The organism is Paraburkholderia heleia NBRC 101817 (genome assembly GCF_000739775.1).
GTDB lineage: Bacteria > Pseudomonadota > Gammaproteobacteria > Burkholderiales > Burkholderiaceae > Paraburkholderia > Paraburkholderia heleia.
The window spans coordinates 193,283-211,639 of the sequence record NZ_BBJH01000015.1 but is presented as its reverse complement, the minus strand read 5'-3'; the positions used below and the strand labels follow the sequence as shown (position 1 = coordinate 211,639).

15 protein-coding genes are annotated in these 18,357 nt (G+C 64.6%); 6 read left to right on the top strand and 9 right to left on the bottom strand.

The window, feature by feature from the left end:
* The 6 genes from selB to fdnG form a co-directional block, all read right to left on the bottom strand.
* Positions 1-639: selenocysteine-specific translation elongation factor (gene selB / locus BHE01S_RS15085; protein ID WP_042265301.1), on the bottom strand; the 639-nt coding region annotated here is incomplete at its 3' end.
* Positions 636-2,102, bottom strand: a complete 1,467-nt coding sequence (selA, locus tag BHE01S_RS15080; protein ID WP_042265299.1) for an L-seryl-tRNA(Sec) selenium transferase — start codon at positions 2,100-2,102, stop codon at positions 636-638. The genes selB and selA, both read right to left, overlap by 4 nt.
* Positions 2,103-2,117: 15 nt before the next feature.
* The gene (fdhE, locus tag BHE01S_RS15075) at positions 2,118-3,050 is read right to left on the bottom strand and encodes a formate dehydrogenase accessory protein FdhE (protein ID WP_042265363.1); all 933 of its coding nucleotides are present in this window, start codon (positions 3,048-3,050) and stop codon (positions 2,118-2,120) included.
* A 128-nt stretch (positions 3,051-3,178) separates the two neighbouring features.
* Positions 3,179-3,805, bottom strand: a complete 627-nt coding sequence (locus tag BHE01S_RS15070) for a formate dehydrogenase subunit gamma (RefSeq protein WP_042265296.1) — start codon at positions 3,803-3,805, stop codon at positions 3,179-3,181.
* Positions 3,792-4,727, bottom strand: coding sequence for a formate dehydrogenase subunit beta (gene fdxH, locus BHE01S_RS15065; RefSeq protein ID WP_042265294.1), 936 nt, complete (start codon positions 4,725-4,727; stop codon positions 3,792-3,794). The genes BHE01S_RS15070 and fdxH overlap by 14 nt, the downstream gene beginning before the upstream one ends.
* A gap of 12 nt (positions 4,728-4,739) precedes the next feature.
* Positions 4,740-7,811, bottom strand: coding sequence for a formate dehydrogenase-N subunit alpha (fdnG, locus tag BHE01S_RS15060; protein WP_157025398.1), 3,072 nt, complete (start codon positions 7,809-7,811; stop codon positions 4,740-4,742).
* A gap of 198 nt (positions 7,812-8,009) precedes the next feature.
* On the opposite strand from fdnG, the gene BHE01S_RS15050 reads away from it, so the two are divergent.
* Positions 8,010-9,419: a YihY/virulence factor BrkB family protein gene (locus tag BHE01S_RS15050; protein ID WP_042265290.1), complete on the top strand. Its 1,410-nt coding sequence runs from the start codon at positions 8,010-8,012 to the stop codon at positions 9,417-9,419.
* A gap of 220 nt (positions 9,420-9,639) precedes the next feature.
* Complete coding sequence (locus tag BHE01S_RS15045; RefSeq protein WP_042265288.1) at positions 9,640-10,830, top strand: porin; 1,191 nt, start codon at positions 9,640-9,642, stop codon at positions 10,828-10,830.
* Between the two features lie 238 nt (positions 10,831-11,068).
* Here BHE01S_RS15045 and BHE01S_RS15040 read toward each other — a convergent pair whose 3' ends face one another.
* From BHE01S_RS15040 to pdxR, 3 genes are all read right to left on the bottom strand, one after another.
* Positions 11,069-11,968 carry a LysR substrate-binding domain-containing protein gene (locus BHE01S_RS15040; protein ID WP_042265286.1) on the bottom strand — a complete coding sequence of 300 codons (900 nt, stop codon included), beginning with the start codon at positions 11,966-11,968 and terminating at the stop codon, positions 11,069-11,071.
* A 244-nt stretch (positions 11,969-12,212) separates the two neighbouring features.
* Positions 12,213-12,662, bottom strand: a complete 450-nt coding sequence (locus BHE01S_RS15035) for an HU family DNA-binding protein (RefSeq protein ID WP_028205533.1) — start codon at positions 12,660-12,662, stop codon at positions 12,213-12,215.
* 325 nt (positions 12,663-12,987) lie between these two features.
* The gene (pdxR, locus tag BHE01S_RS15030; RefSeq protein ID WP_042265282.1) at positions 12,988-14,478 is read right to left on the bottom strand and encodes a MocR-like pyridoxine biosynthesis transcription factor PdxR; all 1,491 of its coding nucleotides are present in this window, start codon (positions 14,476-14,478) and stop codon (positions 12,988-12,990) included.
* Between the two features lie 191 nt (positions 14,479-14,669).
* On the opposite strand from pdxR, the gene BHE01S_RS15025 reads away from it, so the two are divergent.
* From BHE01S_RS15025 to BHE01S_RS15010, 4 genes are all read left to right on the top strand, one after another.
* On the top strand, positions 14,670-15,107 hold the full coding sequence (locus BHE01S_RS15025; protein WP_042265279.1) for a carboxymuconolactone decarboxylase family protein: 438 nt from the start codon (positions 14,670-14,672) through the stop codon (positions 15,105-15,107).
* 244 nt (positions 15,108-15,351) lie between these two features.
* Positions 15,352-16,035, top strand: coding sequence for a DJ-1/PfpI family protein (locus tag BHE01S_RS15020; RefSeq protein WP_042265278.1), 684 nt, complete (start codon positions 15,352-15,354; stop codon positions 16,033-16,035).
* Between the two features lie 173 nt (positions 16,036-16,208).
* Positions 16,209-16,541: a hypothetical protein gene (locus BHE01S_RS15015; RefSeq protein ID WP_042265275.1), complete on the top strand. Its 333-nt coding sequence runs from the start codon at positions 16,209-16,211 to the stop codon at positions 16,539-16,541.
* A 285-nt stretch (positions 16,542-16,826) separates the two neighbouring features.
* The gene (locus BHE01S_RS15010; protein ID WP_042265273.1) at positions 16,827-18,323 is read left to right on the top strand and encodes a DASS family sodium-coupled anion symporter; all 1,497 of its coding nucleotides are present in this window, start codon (positions 16,827-16,829) and stop codon (positions 18,321-18,323) included.
* Positions 18,324-18,357 lie beyond the last annotated feature (34 nt).

The following is an 18,357-nucleotide window of genomic DNA, read 5'->3' as shown; positions in this document are numbered from 1 at the left end:
GAGCACGAGCGCGTCGCCCGCCTGTACGCGCCCGGCGAATACGGTGCCCGTCACCACCGTCCCCTGGCCCGTCAGCGTAAATACGCGATCCACTGCCAGCCGAAAGAGTCCGTCGTCTCTTCGCGCCCGCCATGTACTCGCGCGCTCGCGCAACCACGCGCCGAGGCGCGCCACGCCTTCGTCATGCGGCTGCGTGGCATGGGTCTCGAATACAGGTGCATCCGCAAGCACCGTGTTGACAAGCCAGGCAGCGATTTCGGCGCGCACGGCGGCAAGCCGCGCCGCCTCCACGCGATCGCACTTGGTCAAGGCGATGGCGCCTTGCTGCACGCCCAGCAGTTGGAGAATGGCAAGATGCTCGCGCGTTTGCGGCATCACGCCGTCGTCGGCAGCAATCACGAGCAATGCGAAGTCGATGCCGCACGCACCCGCCGCCATCGTATGGACGAGCTTTTCGTGGCCGGGCACGTCAATGAAGCCAAGTACGTCGCCGTTGGCGAGCGGCAGGTACGCGTAACCCAGTTCGATCGAAATGCCGCGCGCCTTCTCTTCTTTCAGGCGGTCGGTGTCCACGCCGGTCAACGCGCGGACCAGCGTGGTCTTGCCGTGGTCGATGTGCCCCGCCGTGCCGACGATCACAGACGCAGCTCCGCGAGTTGCGCCGCGAACGCCGCCTCGTCCGCGGGTTCGAGGCAGCGCAGGTCCAGACGCAGCGCGTCGTCGGCAATGCGGCCGATCACGGGCCGCGGCAGTTCGCGCAAGGCCCGTTCGAGCTTGAGCAGCGCGCGGCCGCTGCCGCCCTTGCCCGTATGGCGCACGACCAGCCCGCTGCTCGGCAACACGTCCACGGGCAGCGCGCCGCTGCCGATCTGGCTGAACATCGGCTCGACGCTCGCAGCATACGCTTCGCCTATGGCGCGCTGGAACGCGGGCAGCGCGCGCTCGGCAGCCTCCTGCATCTGCAAGGCCGGCCGTGTGAGAAGGCGCAGCGTAGTGAGCCGCTCCCGCAAGAATTCGGGCGCCTGATAGAGCCGCAACACCGGCTCGAGCGCAGCAAGCGTGAGCTTGCCGACTCGCAACGCGCGTTTGAGCGGGTGCTTCTTGATCTTCGCGATGAATGCCTTGCGCCCGACGATCAGTCCCGCCTGCGGGCCGCCGAGCAGCTTGTCGCCGCTGAAGGTCACGAGGTCCGCGCCCGCTTCCACGGTCGCACGCACCGTGGGCTCGGCCGGCAAGCCCCACTGCGCGAGATCGACGAGCGTCCCGCTGCCCAGATCGACCGCTACGGGCAGACCGTGCTGACGCGCCAGCGGCGCGAGTTCATCGAGTTCGACAGTCTTTGTAAAGCCGCTGATCGCGTAGTTGCTGCAGTGCACTTTCATCAGGAGCGCGGTGCGCGCGTTGATCGCGGCTTCGTAGTCCTTGAGATGCGTCCGGTTCGTCGTGCCGATCTCGCGCAAGCGTGCGCCCGCCCGGCTCATGATGTCGGGAATGCGAAACGCGCCGCCGATCTCGACCAGCTCGCCGCGCGAAACGACGACCTCCTTGCGATTGGCGAGTGCGCTCAACAGCAACAGCACGGCGGCCGCGTTGTTATTCACGACGGTCGCGGCTTCGGCACCCGTCAGTTCGCAGATCAGCGAGTCGATCAGGTCGTCGCGGTCCCCGCGCTTGCCGCTCGCGAGATCGAATTCGAGATTTGCGGGTTGCGTGAGCGCCTGCGCCACGGCTTTGACGGCTTCGTCGGGCAGCAGCGCGCGGCCGAGATTCGTATGCAGCACGGTCCCGGTGAGATTGAAGACCGGACGCAGGCGGTTCTGCGCACGCTCGGACAACCGTTGCGTGGTCGCGGCGATCACGTGCTCGATAGAAAATGGCTCGGCATCCTTCTTTTCATGCGCAAGCGCGCCAGTTAGCACGTCGCGGCGCCAGCCGTCCTGCGTGGCGCGTATCGCGCCGAGCACCTGGGTGCGTCCGTACTGCGCTATCAGCGGCTGCGCTTGCTCCGAGGCAATCACACGCTCGACCGCCGGCATTTTCGCGAGCAGCGCATGAAGGGCGTGCGCGTCGCGCCCCGCTGCTTGACCCACGGTCTCACTCATGGCGTGCGCGGCTCCTTACTGGTCGCCAGGCACTTCGGGCCAGAGCAACGGATTCGGGCTTGCGCGACGGTAGCCCGCATCGCTCATCAGCAGATCGAGCGTGAGGCTCGCGAGGTCGTCGGCCAGCGGCTCGAAATCGAGTTCCTTCTCCTGATAGCCGATCTTGCGGTACGTATGGCATTCGTCGCACGATTCGGCCTTGAGTGCGGCATTGCCTCCTTCGATGCCGTGATACGCAATGCCCTTGGTCGAACTGCAGTTCGTGCACTTCACGCGCACCACGTGCGCCTCGGTACCGCACAGGCCGCATTGTGCAAACCGATAGCCCTGATACACGCCGCCAATGCGCACGATGCTGGCGACGGGCGGCGACCCGCACACGGGGCATATGCCCGGTGCGTCGACATAGGGCACGTCGCGCACGTCGACACGGCTCGCGAGGTCGGTCCACACCACCTGCAGCGCGGCCATGATGAACGGCGCGATGGCGGGCGCGACTTCTGTGTAGCGCTGTGCGAGGAGCGCATCGGCCTGGGCTTCCAGCTGCCCTTCGGTCATGGCGCGCAACTCGCCCAACACTTTGGCGAGCGCAGGCGCGACCGTTCCTGCCGCCTCGACCCGATCGGCGAGGCGCAACAGCACGGCGCGCCATTGCGGATCACGCTCGCCTGATAGCGCGGGCAGTATCGGCATGGCGTGATGCTGCGCGTTCGCAATGGCTTCGCGCGAAGGCATGGACGCGCTGCAATGTTCGAGCGCTTCCTGCTGCGCATCGACGAGCGCCGCCATGAGCCGCACGTAGCCGCCAATGGGATTGTGATCCGCGAGATGCCGCAGGCGCACAGCGCGCGTGCTGAAAAAGGCGACGCGCTCGGGCAGACGAATGCGCGGAATGGCCGAAGGATCGAGCGATTCGATTTGCTGCGGGTCGAGAATGCGTTGCGTCACGACGGGTCTGCTCCAGAACGGCTTCACAAAGGAAAAAACCGCCGTGCCCTCGCGGGCGCCGGCGGTTTGCCGCTCGCGCCGCCACTGCCCTGGCCACACGGCGCGGCAGGCGGCGCGCAGCCTGTGCGTTACTTGATGCTCTCGCGGAACCAGCGCGGATGATGCTTTCTCGCCCAGCCCCAGGTGACGTAACCGCGCGTCATCGCGCCAATCGACCCCTTCACCCATATGGCTGCATAAATATGAATGATGATGCCGCAGATCAGCACGAATGCCGCTATCGCATGCACCAACGAAGCGAGCCGGATAATTTCGATTGGAAAGTAGATCGAAAAATATCGCCGCCAGATCACGACGCCGCTCAAGAGCAACAGCACGAGGCAAACCACCATCACAAAGAATAACAGCTTCTGGCCCGCATTGTAGCGGCCGATCTCGGGCAGTCTGTCTTCGCGGTTGTTGAGCACGTCGCCCATCTGTTTCATCCACTGGATGTCGTCTTTGTCCAGATAGTTGTGATGCCAGAAGCGCAGCGCAAGGATCAGGAACGAGACGAACATCACCACGCCGATGAACGGGTGGAGAATGCGCGTCCACTGGCCGCCGCCGAGCACCGCGTACAAAAATGCCATGGCCGGATGAAACATCGCGAGGCCCGATAGCGCGAGCAGGATGAAGCAGATTGCCGTGATCCAGTGGTTGCTGCGCTCGTTGGGCGTGTAGCGCTCGATCCATTGCGGTTCATCGTCTTTCATCGCCGCGCTCCTCGGGTGGTTCGCCACGCATGCGCCGCACCTCATCGCGCGCCGCGGCTTCGTCTTCAGCCGTCACTTCGTTCGGGCCAACCCGCGTGTAATGGAAGAAGCCGGCCAGTGCGGTGAGCGCCATGATGGCGAGCCCAATCGGCTTGGCCACGCCCTTCCAGAGCCGCACCATCGTACTGATGTGCGGATCCTGGGGCAGTCCGGCATAGAGCTGCGGCCGGTCCGCGTGATGCAGCACGTACATCACGTGTGTGCCGCTCACGCCCGGCGGGTCATAAAGCCCGGCGTTCTCGAAGCCGCGCTCCTTGAGGTCCACGATGCGCTCGGCCGCATGCTGCTTCATGTCTTCCTTGGTACCGAAGACGATCGCACCGGTCGGACAGGTCTTCACGCACGCGGGTTCCTGCCCCACGGCCACGCGGTCAGAGCAGAGCGTGCACTTGTATACGCGGCGCTCGCTCGACATGCGAGGAATATTGAACGGACAGCCGGTAATGCAATTGCCGCAGCCGATGCAGTTTTCCTGGTGGAAGTCGACGATGCCGTTCGTATACTGCACGATCGCGCCCGGCGCGGGACACGCCTTCAGACAGCCCGGGTCTTCGCAATGCATGCAGCCGTCCTTGCGGATCAGCCATTCGAGGTTGCCCTGTTCGTTCTCGTATTCCGTGAAGCGCATCACGGTCCACGAGTGCTCGGTGAGATCGGGCGGATTGTCGTAGACGCCCGTGTTGACACCGATTTCGTCACGCAGATCGTTCCACTCCATGCACGCGGTCTGACACGCCTTGCAGCCGATGCATTTAGACACGTCGATGAGCTTCGCGACCGTGCCCGTAACCGGCTCGCGCACGCCGGGCGGTTCCGAGGTGGTCGCGGAGAGGCGTTTGACGTCAAGTGATTGCCATGCCATGTCGTCGCCCCCCTATGCCTTTTCGACTTTCACGAGGAACGACTTGAACTCGGGCGTCTGCGAATTGCCGTCGCCCACGGGCGGCGTGAGCGTGTTCGTCAGATAGCCCAGGTGCGTGAGTCCCTTGAAGCCCCAGTGCAGTGGAACGCCAACCTGATGCACGGTCTTGCCTTCGATGGTCAGCGGCTTGATGCGCCTGGTGACCACCGCCACCGCCACCAGGTAGCCACGATTGCTCGACACCTTCACGCGCTCGCCCGCCACCACACCCACCTCCTTCGCGAGCGCCTCGCCAATCTCGACGAACTGCTGCGGCTGAATGATCGCGTTCAGCCGGGCATGTTTCGTCCAGAAGTGGAAGTGCTCGGTGAGCCGGTACGTGGTCGCCACATGCGGAAACTGCTGGGCGGTTCCAAACGTCTTGCGGTCGTCGGGGAACACGCGCGCCGCCGGATTGCTCGTGGCGAGCGGGTTGTTCGGATGGAACGGGTTATAGCCGAGCGGATTCTCGAACGGTTCGTAATGCTCAGGGAACGGACCTTCGTTCATGCCGTCGCGGGCGAAGAAACGCGCCACGCCCTCGGGGTTCATGATGAACGGCCCCATGCCCTGATCGGGCGCTTCATCGACCTTGTAGTCGGGTATGTCCGCGCCCGTCCATGCGCTGCCGTTCCATGCAATCAGCTTGCGGGTGGGATCGAAGGGCTTGCCCGCCACGTCGCACGAGGCGCGGTTGTACAGCACGCGCCGGTTCGCGGGCCACGCCCAGGCCCAGTTGAGCGTCTGCCCGATGCCCGTGGGGTCGTCGTTGTCGCGCCGGCCCATCTGGTTGCCCGACTGGGTCCACGCGCCGCAGAAGATCCAGCAGCCGCTCGCGGTCGTGCCATCGTCCTTCAGTTGCGCAAAGCCCGCAAGCTGCTCGCCCTTTTTCACGAGCACCTTGCCGGGATCCCTGGCATCGGTTTGATCGGCGAGCGCCTTTCCGTTGTACTCCCTCGCCAGTTCTTCCGGCGTGGGGCTCGCGGGATCCGAATACGGCCAGTCGAGCTTGACGATCGGATCGGGCAGCTTGCCGCCGTCCTTCTGGTACGCGGCGCGGATGCGCATGAACAGGCCCGACATGATCTCGAGGTCGCTCTTTGCCTCGCCCGGCGGCTCCGCGCCCTTCCAGTGCCACTGCAGCACACGGCTCGAACTCACGAGCGAGCCGTTTTCTTCCGCAAAGCACGTGGTGGGCAAACGGAACACTTCGGTTTGAATCGAAGTCGGATCGACGTCGTTATAGTCGCCATACTTCTTCCAGAACTCGGCAGTCTCGATGGCGAGCGGGTCCATGATCACGAGCCACTTGAGCTTGCTGAGCGCCGAGACGGTCTTGGCCTTGTTCGGGGAGGACGCCATGACGTTGAAGCCCTGGCAGATATAGCCGTTGACCTTGCCCTGATTCATCAGCTCGATGGTCTGCAGCAGGTCGTACGGCTTGTCGAGCTTGGGCAGCCAGTCATAGCCCCAGTTGTTGTCCCTGGTGGCCGCGTCGCCCCACCACGACTTCATGAAGCTCACGAAGAACGCGCCGTAATGCTGCCAGTAGCTGAGCTGGTTCGGCCGCATGGGCTGCGAGGCGCGCTTCTTGATGTATTCGTCGTAGTCCTGCTCCGCCTCGAACGGCAGCGTCATGTAGCCCGTGAGCAGGTTCGACATGAGCCCGAGGTCGGTCAGCCCCTGGATGTTCGAGTGGCCGCGCAGCGCGTTCATGCCGCCGCCCGCAATGCCGATGTTGCCGAGCAGGAGCTGCACCATCGCGCCGGTGCGGATATTCTGCGAACCGATCGAGTGATGGGTCCAGCCGAGCGCATACAGGATCGTGGCCGCGCGGCCCGGCACGGCCGTGCTCGCAAGCATTTCGCACACCTTGAGGAATTTGTCCTTCGGCGTGCCGCATACTTTCTCGACCATCTCGGGCGTGTAGCGCGAGTAATGCTGCTTGAGCAACTGGTACACGCAGCGCGGATTCTGCAACGTGTCGTCGGTCTTCACGAAGCCGTCGTCGCCAAGCTCGTAGTTCCACGACGATTTGTCCGGATACGAATGCTTTTGCGGATCGTAGCCCGAAAAAATGCCGTCGTTGAATGCGAAGTCTTCGCGCACGATGAACGAGAAGTCCGTGTAGTTCTTCACGTACTCGTGCTGGATCTTGTCGTGGGTGAGCAAATAGTTGATCACCGCGCCGAGGAAGGCGATGTCCGTGCCGGTGCGGATCGGCGCGTAGAAGTCCGCGACCGATGCCGTGCGCGTGAAGCGCGGGTCCACCACGATGAGCCGTGCACCACGGTGCGCCTTCGCCTCCGTGACCCACTTGAAGCCGCATGGGTGCGCCTCGGCTGCATTGCCGCCCATCACCAGAATCACGTCCGCATTGCGAATGTCGACCCAATGGTTCGTCATCGCTCCACGGCCAAACGTCGGGGCAAGACCTGCCACCGTCGGGCCGTGTCAGACACGCGCCTGGTTGTCGAATGCGAGCAGGCCCATGCTGCGGGCCACTTTGTGCGTGAGATAGCCGACTTCGTTGCTGCTAGCCGATGCAGCCAGCATGCCCGTGGTCAGCCAGCGGTTCACGGTCTTGCCGTCGGCGGTTTTCTCGACGAAGTTCGCGTCGCGATCTTCCTTCATCAGCTTCGCGATACGGTCGAGCGCCTCATCCCACGACATGCGTTTCCACTCGTTCGAGCCGGCCGCCCGGTACTCGGGGTACTTGAGGCGGCTCTCGCTATGAATGAAGTCGATCAGGCTCGCGCCCTTCGGGCACAGCGTGCCGCGATTGACGGGATGATCGGGATCGCCCTCGATATGGATGATGCTCGTCGTCGCATTCTTCGCGCCATCGCCGAGACCGTACATGAGGATCCCGCAACCAACCGAGCAGTACGGGCAGGTATTGCGGGTTTCAGTGGTGCGCGCCAGTTTGTATTGTCGGACCTCGGCAAGTGCGTTGTCGGGCGCGAAACCCATCAACGCGAGGCTGGATCCCGCCAGCGACGTTGCCGTGATCTTGAGGAACTGACGCCGGGACATCTGCAGCATGATTCGTCCTCGGCCTGGTTGCGGGTTTTTTCAGTATAAGACGTTTTGGGAGACGGATCGCGCTGAATGTTCGCGAGCACAACGCGCGTGCAGCGCGAGGCCGCCCGGGAACCACGCTTGCTAATATTGAATGGCGAATGAGCCATCTGTGTGACGAAAACAAACCACTGAAGCACCACTCCCGCGGGGCACGCCATCATGTCAACGCTTTCCACCGAACGACTGCAGTCCGCCGCGCGCAAGGAAGCTTCGTGGGTGGTGGGCGCGTTGCGCCAGTTCATCGCCAATCGCTGCCCGTCGCTCGCGGCGAGCATCGCGTTCTACTCGGCGTTTTCGCTCGCGCCCACCCTCGTGATGGTGATTGCCGTGGCCGGCTGGTTCTTCGGCGACGATGCCGCGCGCGGCGAGCTCTTCCGCCAGGTCCACAACGTGCTCGGCGACGACGCGGCCGCGGGCATCACCACCATCGTGCAAAACGCGCACCGGGCGGGCGGCAAGGGCGGCGTCGCGGCGATCATCTCGCTCGCCCTGCTCGTAATCGGCGCGTCCGCAACCTTCTCCTCGCTCAATTCCGCGCTGAACATCGTCTGGCCGCCAGACGGGCAGCGTCCCTCCAGTGTGATGGCGCTCGTCCGCGTGCGCCTCATTTCGTTCAGCCTCGTGCTCGGGGTCGCGTTCCTGCTGATCGTCTCGCTCGTGCTCGACACGGCCATTACGTTCGTCGGCCAGTGGCTCTGGGGCAATTCTCCTTATGTGATCATCGGCAACCTGATGCAGCTTGGCGTGGGGCTTGTGGTACTGGCCGTCGCGTTCGGCGCCCTGCTGCGCTTCCTGCCCGACGCCAATGTGCGCTGGCGCGACGCGATGGTGGGCGGCATCGTCGCGGCGGTGCTGTTCTCGGCGGGCAAAAAGCTGTTCGCGCTCTATCTTGCGCACGCAGGTATGGCAACGGCCTTCGGCGCGGCCGGCTCGCTCGCCGTGCTGCTCATGTGGCTCTATTTTTCGGCGGCGGTGCTCCTGCTCGGCGCGGAGTTCTCGGCCGCGCGCGGGCGCATGCACGACCCGCGCGGCGCGTGGGGTTTCCTTGAGGAAACGCCGCCCGGCAGCCGCGCCAAGCTGGCCTCGGTGCTCGCCGCCTCCACCATCGTCGGGCGGCACGACATGAAGCGTGCGGAACGTCCCGCCGCGGCCCTGGCGCCATCGGCCGTGCCGATCGGAAACGGCGGCGCAGCCGCCACAGCAATGCCTGCGGCCCTGGCGGCAGCCGTTGCGGCAGACAGATCGACACTATCGGAAACTCCGCTCGGCGCGATTGGGCGCGCAAGCGCGCATGGCGGCGCGTTCGGGAGGCTGAAATCGGGGTTGCAGATCCGCCGTTCGGTTGTGCGGGTGGAGGACAGCGCCACCTACGCGGCCGCGCTCACTCTGGTCCAAGCGGGCCGCACGGTCGCCGCCGCCGACCGCTATGTGAAGCGCCATCCCTGGCGTTCGGTGCTATTCGTCGCAAGCGCGGCGCTCGCCGTGACGGCCGTCGGCAGGCGTCGTCACCCCAACGCCGCCGCGCCCATTGAAGCTGCTGCCGAAGGTCGCAGCAAGGCGAAGAAATAACGGCTATTTACGGAACTTTTATCAAAAACAACAATAATGCTCGATCAACAATCCAATATTTCCTAAAACGGCATAATGGACGGAGGCCCCGTCTGACAACGGATTCTGGCCGGTGTCAGGTTTTCGCGACAATCTTTATTTTTTCATTTCAGGTCGCCTGGCCTGCTGCGTTATTCTCCAACGCGCAACAACTACACAATCTTTGCGTGGAGAAAACAGAATGAAACGAGTCGCTCTCTCGACCCTCTCGCTGGCCCTGCTGGCCGCAGCCGGCACCGCGCACGCTCAAAGCAGCGTGACCCTCTATGGTGTGATCGACGAATCGATCCAGTGGGCCCATAACACGATGGACGCCAGCGGCAAGAACTCGAATCTGGTCGGCCTCGCCGGCGGCAACCTGTCGGGCAACCGCTGGGGCTTGAAGGGTACGGAAGACCTGGGCGGCGGCCTGAAGGCGATTTTCCAATTGGAAAACGGCTTTAACATCAACAACGGCAAGATGGGCAACTACAACGGCAACACGGCGATCTTCGGCCGTCAAGCATTCGTTGGGCTGACGCACGACCAGTTTGGTACGGTCACGCTCGGCCGCCAGTACGACCCGCTGGTCGATATGGTCCAGCCGCTGACCGCCGACAACTATTTCGGCAGCACGTTTGCGACGCCGGGTGACGTCGACAACAACGACAACAGCTCGCGTACGAACAGCGCCATCAAGTACGTCTCGCCGGTGCTGGAAGGTTTCCAGTTCGAAGGCATGTATGCACTCGGTGGTGTTGCGGGGGCAACCGGCTCGGGTCAGAGCTGGGGTGCGGCCGCCACGTACGGCATCGGCTCGTTCAACGTTGCCGGCGGCTACTTCCGTATGGACAACGCATCGTCGCCGACAGCCCGCGCTGCCAACGGTGGCTGGGCTTCGGGCGCAACGTCGGATGCCATGTTCCAGGACGGCAGCCAGATCAACACCCCGTACGCTTCGGCCAAGTCGGTTGGCATCGCGTCGATTGCTGCGCAATACGTCGCAGGCCCGTTCACGTTCAGCGGCCGCTACAGCAACGTTCAGATGCGTCCGGACGGTTACTCGTCGTTTGCTTCGACGCAGCGTTATAACGTCGCTGCGGGCTTCCTCGGCTATCAGTTGAACCCGGCCCTGCTGCTCGGCCTCGGCTACACCTGGACGCACGGCGCTGGCGACACGTCGAACACCTACAACCAGGTTTCGATCGGCGCGGACTACAACCTGTCGAAGCGCACCGACCTGTATGGCGTCGCAGCATGGCAGCACGCCAACGGCCAGCAACCTGGCGCACCGGCAGGCACGGCAGCCGGCGCATCGATCGGCTCGTACGGCTTCAACTCGGCTTCGAGCTCGCAGACCCTGGTCAGCCTGGGCATCCGCCACAAGTTCTAAGCAACGCTTGACTCCGGGCTTCGGCCCTGCGCCGGAACCGGCTGACGAGCCGTTCCGGCGCAGCGAGCGAGACCACGCAGCTAAAAACTACACGCTGCATAAACCAGCCTCGGGCGCCTGCCCTGGCTGGTTTTTTTTGCCCGTTGGGTTTTAGAAGCAATCCTCCACTGCTGTTCACGCAAGGCCGTGTATGCACACGGCCTTGCGCCTTTACAGGCCTTCTCCACGCGTGAAAAGCTCAGCGCAGCCGCGCCAGTGCGGCTGTTGCATGCCATACGAACGCGTCGCTCAATGCCGTCACCGTGCGCTGCGTGCTGCGCACCACATGGAGCGCGCTCGACAGCGCGGGTGTAAAGCGCTTCACGCTCACCCGCGCGCTCGCGTGCTGGGCGGTCAACGCGTCGACGAGCGCGATGCCCATTCCCGCTTCCACCATCGCCACGACGGATTGCGCGAGCGTCGTTTCGACGCCAGGCTCGCGCGCCACCCCGCATTCGGCAAAGAGCCGGTCGATGGAAAGGCGCATCTCGCTCGCCGGTGCAAACGAAATGAAGCGTTCGCCCCCGCAGTCTTGCGCATGGATCACCCGCTTGCGCGCGAGCCGGTGTCCGCGCGGCACGATGCAACGCAGCGGCCACTCACCCAGATACTCGAGACGCACGCCAGGATGCGCGACGGCCTGCGCCACGAAACCAAGATCGCAGCCTTGTGCCGCCACGCGCCCGGCAATCCCGGCGGCTTCGCCAGTCAGCAGTTCGAAATCGACGCCTTCGTGCTCGCTAGCAAACGCGGCGGCCGCGCGCGGCAGAAAGTCGGCGCAAAGATCCGCTGAAGCAGCGACACGCACGACACCGCGCCGTTGCGCGCGAATCTGCGCGGCCGCCTGAGCCACGCGCTCGAAACCGAAGAACGCGCGCTCGACTTCGTCTTGCAGCGTATGAGCCTCGACAGTGGGCAGCAAACGCCCCTGGCGCCGCTCGAAAAGCGCGAACCCCACCTTCGCTTCGAAATCGGCAAGCAAGCGGCTCACTGCGGGCTGCGAAATGCCGAGCACCTGTGCCGCGCGCGTGGCCGTGCGCCACTGCATCAACGCGCGAAACGCCTCCACCTGGCGCAAACTGAGATCGGCTACCTGCATAACACTTTGCTATGAATATGTGAATTTTTTGGTCTATATCATCCTACATCACGATAATCATTCCGTCTTCTCGCGGGTATCACACTGAATATTACCCATAACATCAGGATATAGCTGAGCAATGCCATAGCGTATTGCTTGCGCCAAATGAAAAATCCCCGAGGGCTCGACGCCAACGGGGATTTTTTGGTACTGACGGATAGCCGCAATCCAAAGGTCGCGGCTTGAAGCACAATCCACGCAATCAGGCTGCTGCTGCGTCCTTCAGCTTCTTCAGCGCGCGCGCCTTGATGCGGACCGATGCGGGCTTCGCCGGGAACCAGCGCTCTTCGCCCGTGAACGGATCCTTGCCGAAGCGCTTCTTCTTCGCCGGCACGGCCTGGACGACGATCTTCAGAAGGCCCGACAGCGTGAATTCGCCAGCGCCCTTCTTGTGGACCGAACCGAGGATCGTGTCTTCCAGCGCGGCGAGCACGGCCTTGGCAGCCTTCGGCTCGACGCCTGCACGCTCAGCGACGTGGGTAGCCAGCGAGGCCTTCGTGAAGGTGTCCTTGATCGGCGTCGGTGCGCCGGACGCCTTCACGGCGACCTTCTTAGCTGCGGCCGTCTTGGTGGCGGGCGCTTTCTTTGCGGCAACCTTCTTGGCCGGGGCAGCTGCCTTTTTTGCGGCCACTTTCTTTGCGGAAGTCGGCATGTTTCTCCTACCAGTGTTGGTCAGTGAATCGAAGAAGCACTGCGGAATGCACGTGCTTCAACGGCGGATTCTACATACGCGCAAGCGTTTTGCGTGAAGCTTTTGCATTGTCGTTACGATTTTGTTGCGCGGCGCTGACTCTCCATCACATTTTGACGCCTGTTTACAGGGGTAAACATGCACCTGACGCGCCCGGATCGATGATGCACGGAGCGCTTCGGCCGTCGCGGCGCACCGGCGCGTTCGTCAGGAAAAACGCCATACGTATGGCGTTTTTGCGTGATTTCGGCTGCCATGCCGGTGCCGCCGCGACGGCAACATGCAGTCAAAGCGTGCGCAGCAGCGTGGCGAGCGACGTCAGCGCGGCGTCGATACGCTCGGCGTCTACCCCGCCGTAACCGAATAGAAAACCGCTCTGCACAGGCGTTTCGAGATGAAACGGCGCGAGCGGATGCAGTCCGATCGACGCACGGCGCGCGGCCTGCGCCACGGCTGCGGCATCGAGCGGCGCGACGAGCCGCGCCGCCAGGTGCAACCCCGCCGTGTTGGGCGTGACAGGTTCGAGCCACGGCGCAAGCGGCCCGCACAGATGCGCGAGCAGGACGTCGCGGCGCTGCGCGTAGGTCTGATGCATGCGCCGCAAATGGCGTGCGAAATGGCCGTTGAGCATGAAGTCGGCGAGCGCCGTCTGCGTGAGCACGCAGCCGTGCGCGTCGCCAATCTGCCGCGCGCGGGCGAGCGGCGCGGCCAGCGCGGCAGGCGGCACCATGTAGCCCACGCGCAGTTCGGGGAACATGGTCTTCGAAAACGTGCCGACATAGGCCACGAGGCCGGCGTTGTCGAGGCTTTTGAGCGGCTCCATCGAGCGGCCCTCGAAGCGGTATTCGCAGTCGTAGTCGTCTTCGATCACGAGCGCGCCGCACGCCTGCGCCCATTCGAGCAGCGCGACGCGCCGCTCGAGACTCAGCGGCATGCCGAGCGGAAACTGGTGCGAGGGCGTCACGTAGACGAGCCGCGCCGCCTTGGGCAGCCGCGCGACGACGAGCCCGTCGCGATCCACCGGTACCGGCACGACCTTCGCGCCCAGCGCGGCAAAGATATCGCGCGCGGGCGGATAGCCCGGGTCCTCCACGACGACGACGTCGCCCAGGGTGAGCGTCACGCGCGCGAGGAGATCGAGCGCCTGCTGTGCGCCCTGCGTGACGATCACGTCCTGCCAGTTGCCCTGCACCGCGCGGTTGAAAGCGAGATAGCGCGACACCGCAAGGCGCAGCTTCTCCTCGCCCGCCGGATCGCGATACATGCCGTAACCGCGCGCCTGCACGCGCAGCGCGTCGTTGATGCAGCGCCGCCAGACGTCGAATGGAAAACGCGACTTGTCGGTGACGCCGCCCGCGAAGTCGCAGGCGAGCCGCGTGTCGAGGCGCGGCAGCGAACCGTGCAGCGCCCCGGCTTGCGCCTGCCACCACGGCGTGGCCCGAGCCGCGCGCGGCGCCTTGCCGGCACGCGCGACGGCGGCGGTAGCCGCGCGTATCTGCGGATTCGGATGACCATGCTCGCGAGCGGGCAGGCGTTCGAGCGTTTCGGCCACGAATGTGCCCGAGCCGCGCCGCGAGTTCAGATAGCCTTCGGCGAGCAGCCGCTCGAATACGTCGAGCGTGGTCTTGCGCGAAACGCCGAGCTGCAGGGCGAGGTCGCGCGTGGACGGCAGGCGGGTGCCGCCGGCCAGGCGGCCATCGACGATGCGGTCGCGCAACTGGCGATAGATCTGGCCCGCGAGGTCGCGACGGCCCGACACGGTGACATGGAGTTCCATGATGACGCTGCAGGTAGCGCTCGACGGGGGTGAAAGTGGTCACCCGAAATATTGCCAGAATGGCTATGTGAACGCGCAGGCGCAACGCCTAAAGTGCCCCTGTGGTTACGCAATTCGCAAGTCCAACGCATCGTTGTCAACCTCGCTGTCGACGACAGCGCCACGAAACTCAACTCGACAGGTGAACGCTCATGCAGGCACGTCTGGATTTCTACAAGGCCAGCCCGGAAGGCACGAAGGCCATGATTGCGCTCGAAGAGCGCGCGAGCAGGAGCTCGATCGAAAAGCCACTCGCGGAACTGGTGCGTCTGCGTGCTTCGCAGATCAATGGCTGCGCCTATTGCGTGGACATGCACACCACGGATGCTCGCAAAGGCGGCGAAACCGATCGCCGGCTCGCCACCGTATCGGTGTGGCGCGAGACGCCGTTCTTCACCGAGCGCGAGCGCGCGGCGCTCGAATGGACCGAATCGGTCACGCTGCTCGCGCAAACGCACGTGCCCGACGAAGTTTGGGAACGCGTGAAGCCGCATTTCAGCGATCAGGAAATCGCGGACCTCACGTTGCTGATCATCGCGATCAACGGCTGGAACCGCATCGCGGTCACGTTCCGCAAGCTGCCGGCCTGAGTTTGAAGCAGCCCATCTGAAGCGGCAAGCGCACGGCTTCAGCTGCCGGAAATTAAGCGGCGGCTGAACGCGGCGCGTGTCCTGATCCACGCATGCTTTCCGATTGCGGCTCGCACATGCGCCGCTGGCAGTTTTTGCGCGGTTTTTGGCATGGTTGCGGACCTCGGCGGGAATACAGTGATTTCCGGATCGTCGGCACACCGTCGGCCCTTTTCGACAGTCCAACCTTGACCGGGAACACCCCATGGCACTGCAGATCGGATTTCTCTCATTTCCCAACGTTCAACAGCTCGACCTGACGGGTCCGTACGACGTACTCGCCTCGATGCCGGACACCCGGGCGCGGCTCATCTGGAAGACGCTCGATCCGGTGCGCTCGAGCACCGGCCTCATGCTCACGCCCGACACGACCTTCGACGACTGCCCGCCGCTCGACGTGATCTGCGTGCCCGGCGGCAGCGGCGTCTCGCAGCTGATTCCCGACGACGAGACGCTCGCATTCCTGCGCCGCCAGGCGAGCACGGCGCGCTACGTCACCTCGGTTTGCACGGGTGCGCTCGTGCTCGGCGCGGCCGGGCTGCTGCGCGGACGCCGCGCGACCACGCACTGGGCCTTCCACGAACTGCTGGAACCGCTCGGCGCGCTGCCTGTGAAAGCGCGCGTGGTGCGCGATGGTAACGTGCTGACCGGCGGCGGCATCACCGCGGGTATCGATTTCGCATTGACGCTCGCCGCCGAGCTGATCGGCGACGAAGCCGCCCAGGCGCTCCAGCTCCAGCTCGAGTACGCACCCGCGCCGCCGTTCGATGCGGGTGACCCCGCCAGCGCGCCGCGTGCGATCGTGGAAAGGTTGCGCGCGCAGACAGCCGCGTCGCTCGCCGAACGCGCGCGGGTAGTGGCGGCGGCGGCCGCGAAGCTCGGCGCCTGAACGCCCGGTGACGCAGCCGGGGTAGCCGCCGCGGTTTCCCGGCAAGCCAGGGTCAGCGCTTGCTACCGTCCTGGGTGGGGATCGATTACATTGAGTGACGGGCGCGCCGCAGCCGTGCGCGCCCGTCCTCCCAGCCCTGGGTAAGTCGGTCAAACCAATCTTTAGGGGAATCAATGCGCTCCACCACCAGCAAGCTGACTCTCGCCGCAGCGTGCGCCGCATTCCTGCTCGGCGTCGCCGCGCCGGCGTTCGCACAAACGGAAGCCAGCGCACCCGCCGCGGCCATGGCCTCGCAGCCGCTCACCAAGGAACAGAAGGCGCAAGCCAAGGCTCAGGCCAAGGCGCAGCGCAAGGCCGAACGCAAGCAGGCCCGCGCGAAGAACAACGCCGAGCTGAAGAAGCTGGAAGACGCGGGCTACAAGCCGGCGTTGAACGACCCGAACTATCCGCAGAGCCTGCAGGACGCACAGAAGAAAGCTAACGCTGCTGCTGGCGCCAGCCAGTAACTCGCGTCAGTGGCTGTTTTAACCGGCTGTCCTGCCGGTTAAAACGCCTCCACCATCAACTTCCCGCGCTGCATGCTGCAGCGCTGCCCTTCCCCCGCCTGCGCGCTCGCCCGCTCCCGCCGCACACACTAAACGCTTCATCAGTCGAATGGCAGTACCATGCGCGAAGCGAATGCGCTGACTCGTTCGCAAGCCGCCACACCGCCGCTTTTCGACGCAGCATGCTGCTCTGCCAGAAGCGTTCGCGAGCCATGCCGCTTGCATGCCCAACATGGAGTCACCGCCATGAACGCACCCCAGCCAGCCGCCAACGCGAGCGCCGCGCCGCAGAAAAAGGGCATCCCTGTGGGCCTGATCGCGGGCGTGATCGCACTCGTCGTCGTGCTGCTTTTGCCCCTGCCCGACAGCCTGCCGCCCGCCGGCCAGCGCATGCTCGCGATTCTCGCGTTCGCCGTGGTCGTGTGGCTCACCGAAGCGGTTTCGTACGAAGCGAGCGCCATCATCATCACCTCGCTCATGGCGTTTCTCGTGGGCACCGCGCCCACCGTCGAAAACCCCGCTGTCGATTACGGCACCAACAAGGCCATCAGCATGGCGCTCGCGGGCTTCTCCAATTCCGCGCTCGCGCTCGTGGCCGGCGCCCTCTTTATCTCCGCGGCGATGACCGTCACCGGGCTCGACCGGCGCATCGCGCTCGTCACGCTCTCGCTGATCGGCACCACCACGCGGCGCATCCTGATCGGCGCGGTCGCCGTGACCATCGTGCTCTCGCTCGTGGTGCCGAGCGCCACCGCGCGCAGTGCCTGCGTCGTGCCGATCATGGTGGGCGTGATCTCGGCGTTCGGCGTGGACAAGCGCTCGAACATCGCGGCAGGCATCATGATCGTGGTCGCGCAAGCCACGAGCATCTGGAACGTCGGCATCCAGACCGCCGCCGCGCAGAATCTGCTGACCGTGGGCTTCATGGACAAGATGCTCGGCGCACGCGTCACGTGGCTCGACTGGCTCATCGCGGGCGCGCCCTGGGCGATCGTGATGTCGGCGGCGCTGCTGTTCATCGTCTTGAAGATGCTGCCGCCGGAGGCCGACGCCATCGCGGGCGGCAAGGAAGCCGTCGAAGCCTCGCTGCGCGAGCTCGGCCCCATGACAGGCCCGCAAAAGCGGCTGCTCGGGGTTTCCATCGGCCTGCTGCTCTTCTGGGCGACCGAAGGCAAGCTGCACCCGTTCGACACCACCTCGGTCACCTACGTCGGGCTCGTGCTGCTGCTGTTGCCGCGCTTCGGCGTGATGGACTGGAAGACCGTGCAAAACCGCATTCCGTGGGGCACGGTGATCGTGTTCGGCGTGGGCATCAGCCTCGGCACGGCGCTGCTCACGACGAAGGCGGGGCAATGGCTCGGCGACCTCGTCGCCCATCACACGGGGCTCGACACCGCCACGCCGTTCATGGCCTTCGCGATTCTCTCGGCGTTCCTCATCCTCATCCACCTCGGTTTTGCGAGCGCAACGGCGCTCACTTCCGCGATGCTGCCGATTCTCGTGTCAGTGCTGCAGTCCATGCAGGGCGACTTCAACCGGCTCGGCCTCACCATGCTGCTCGGCTACGTCGTGAGCTTCGGCTTCATCCTGCCGATCAACGCGCCGCAAAACATGGTGTGCCTCGCCACCGAAACGTTCACGGCGAAGCAGTTCGCACGCGTGGGCATCGTGCTGACCGTCGTCGGCTATGTGTTGTTGCTGCTGTTCGCCGCGACGTGGTGGCGCTGGCTGGGCTGGATCTGAACATTGCACCCGAACGCCGCACGTCCAGCAAGGA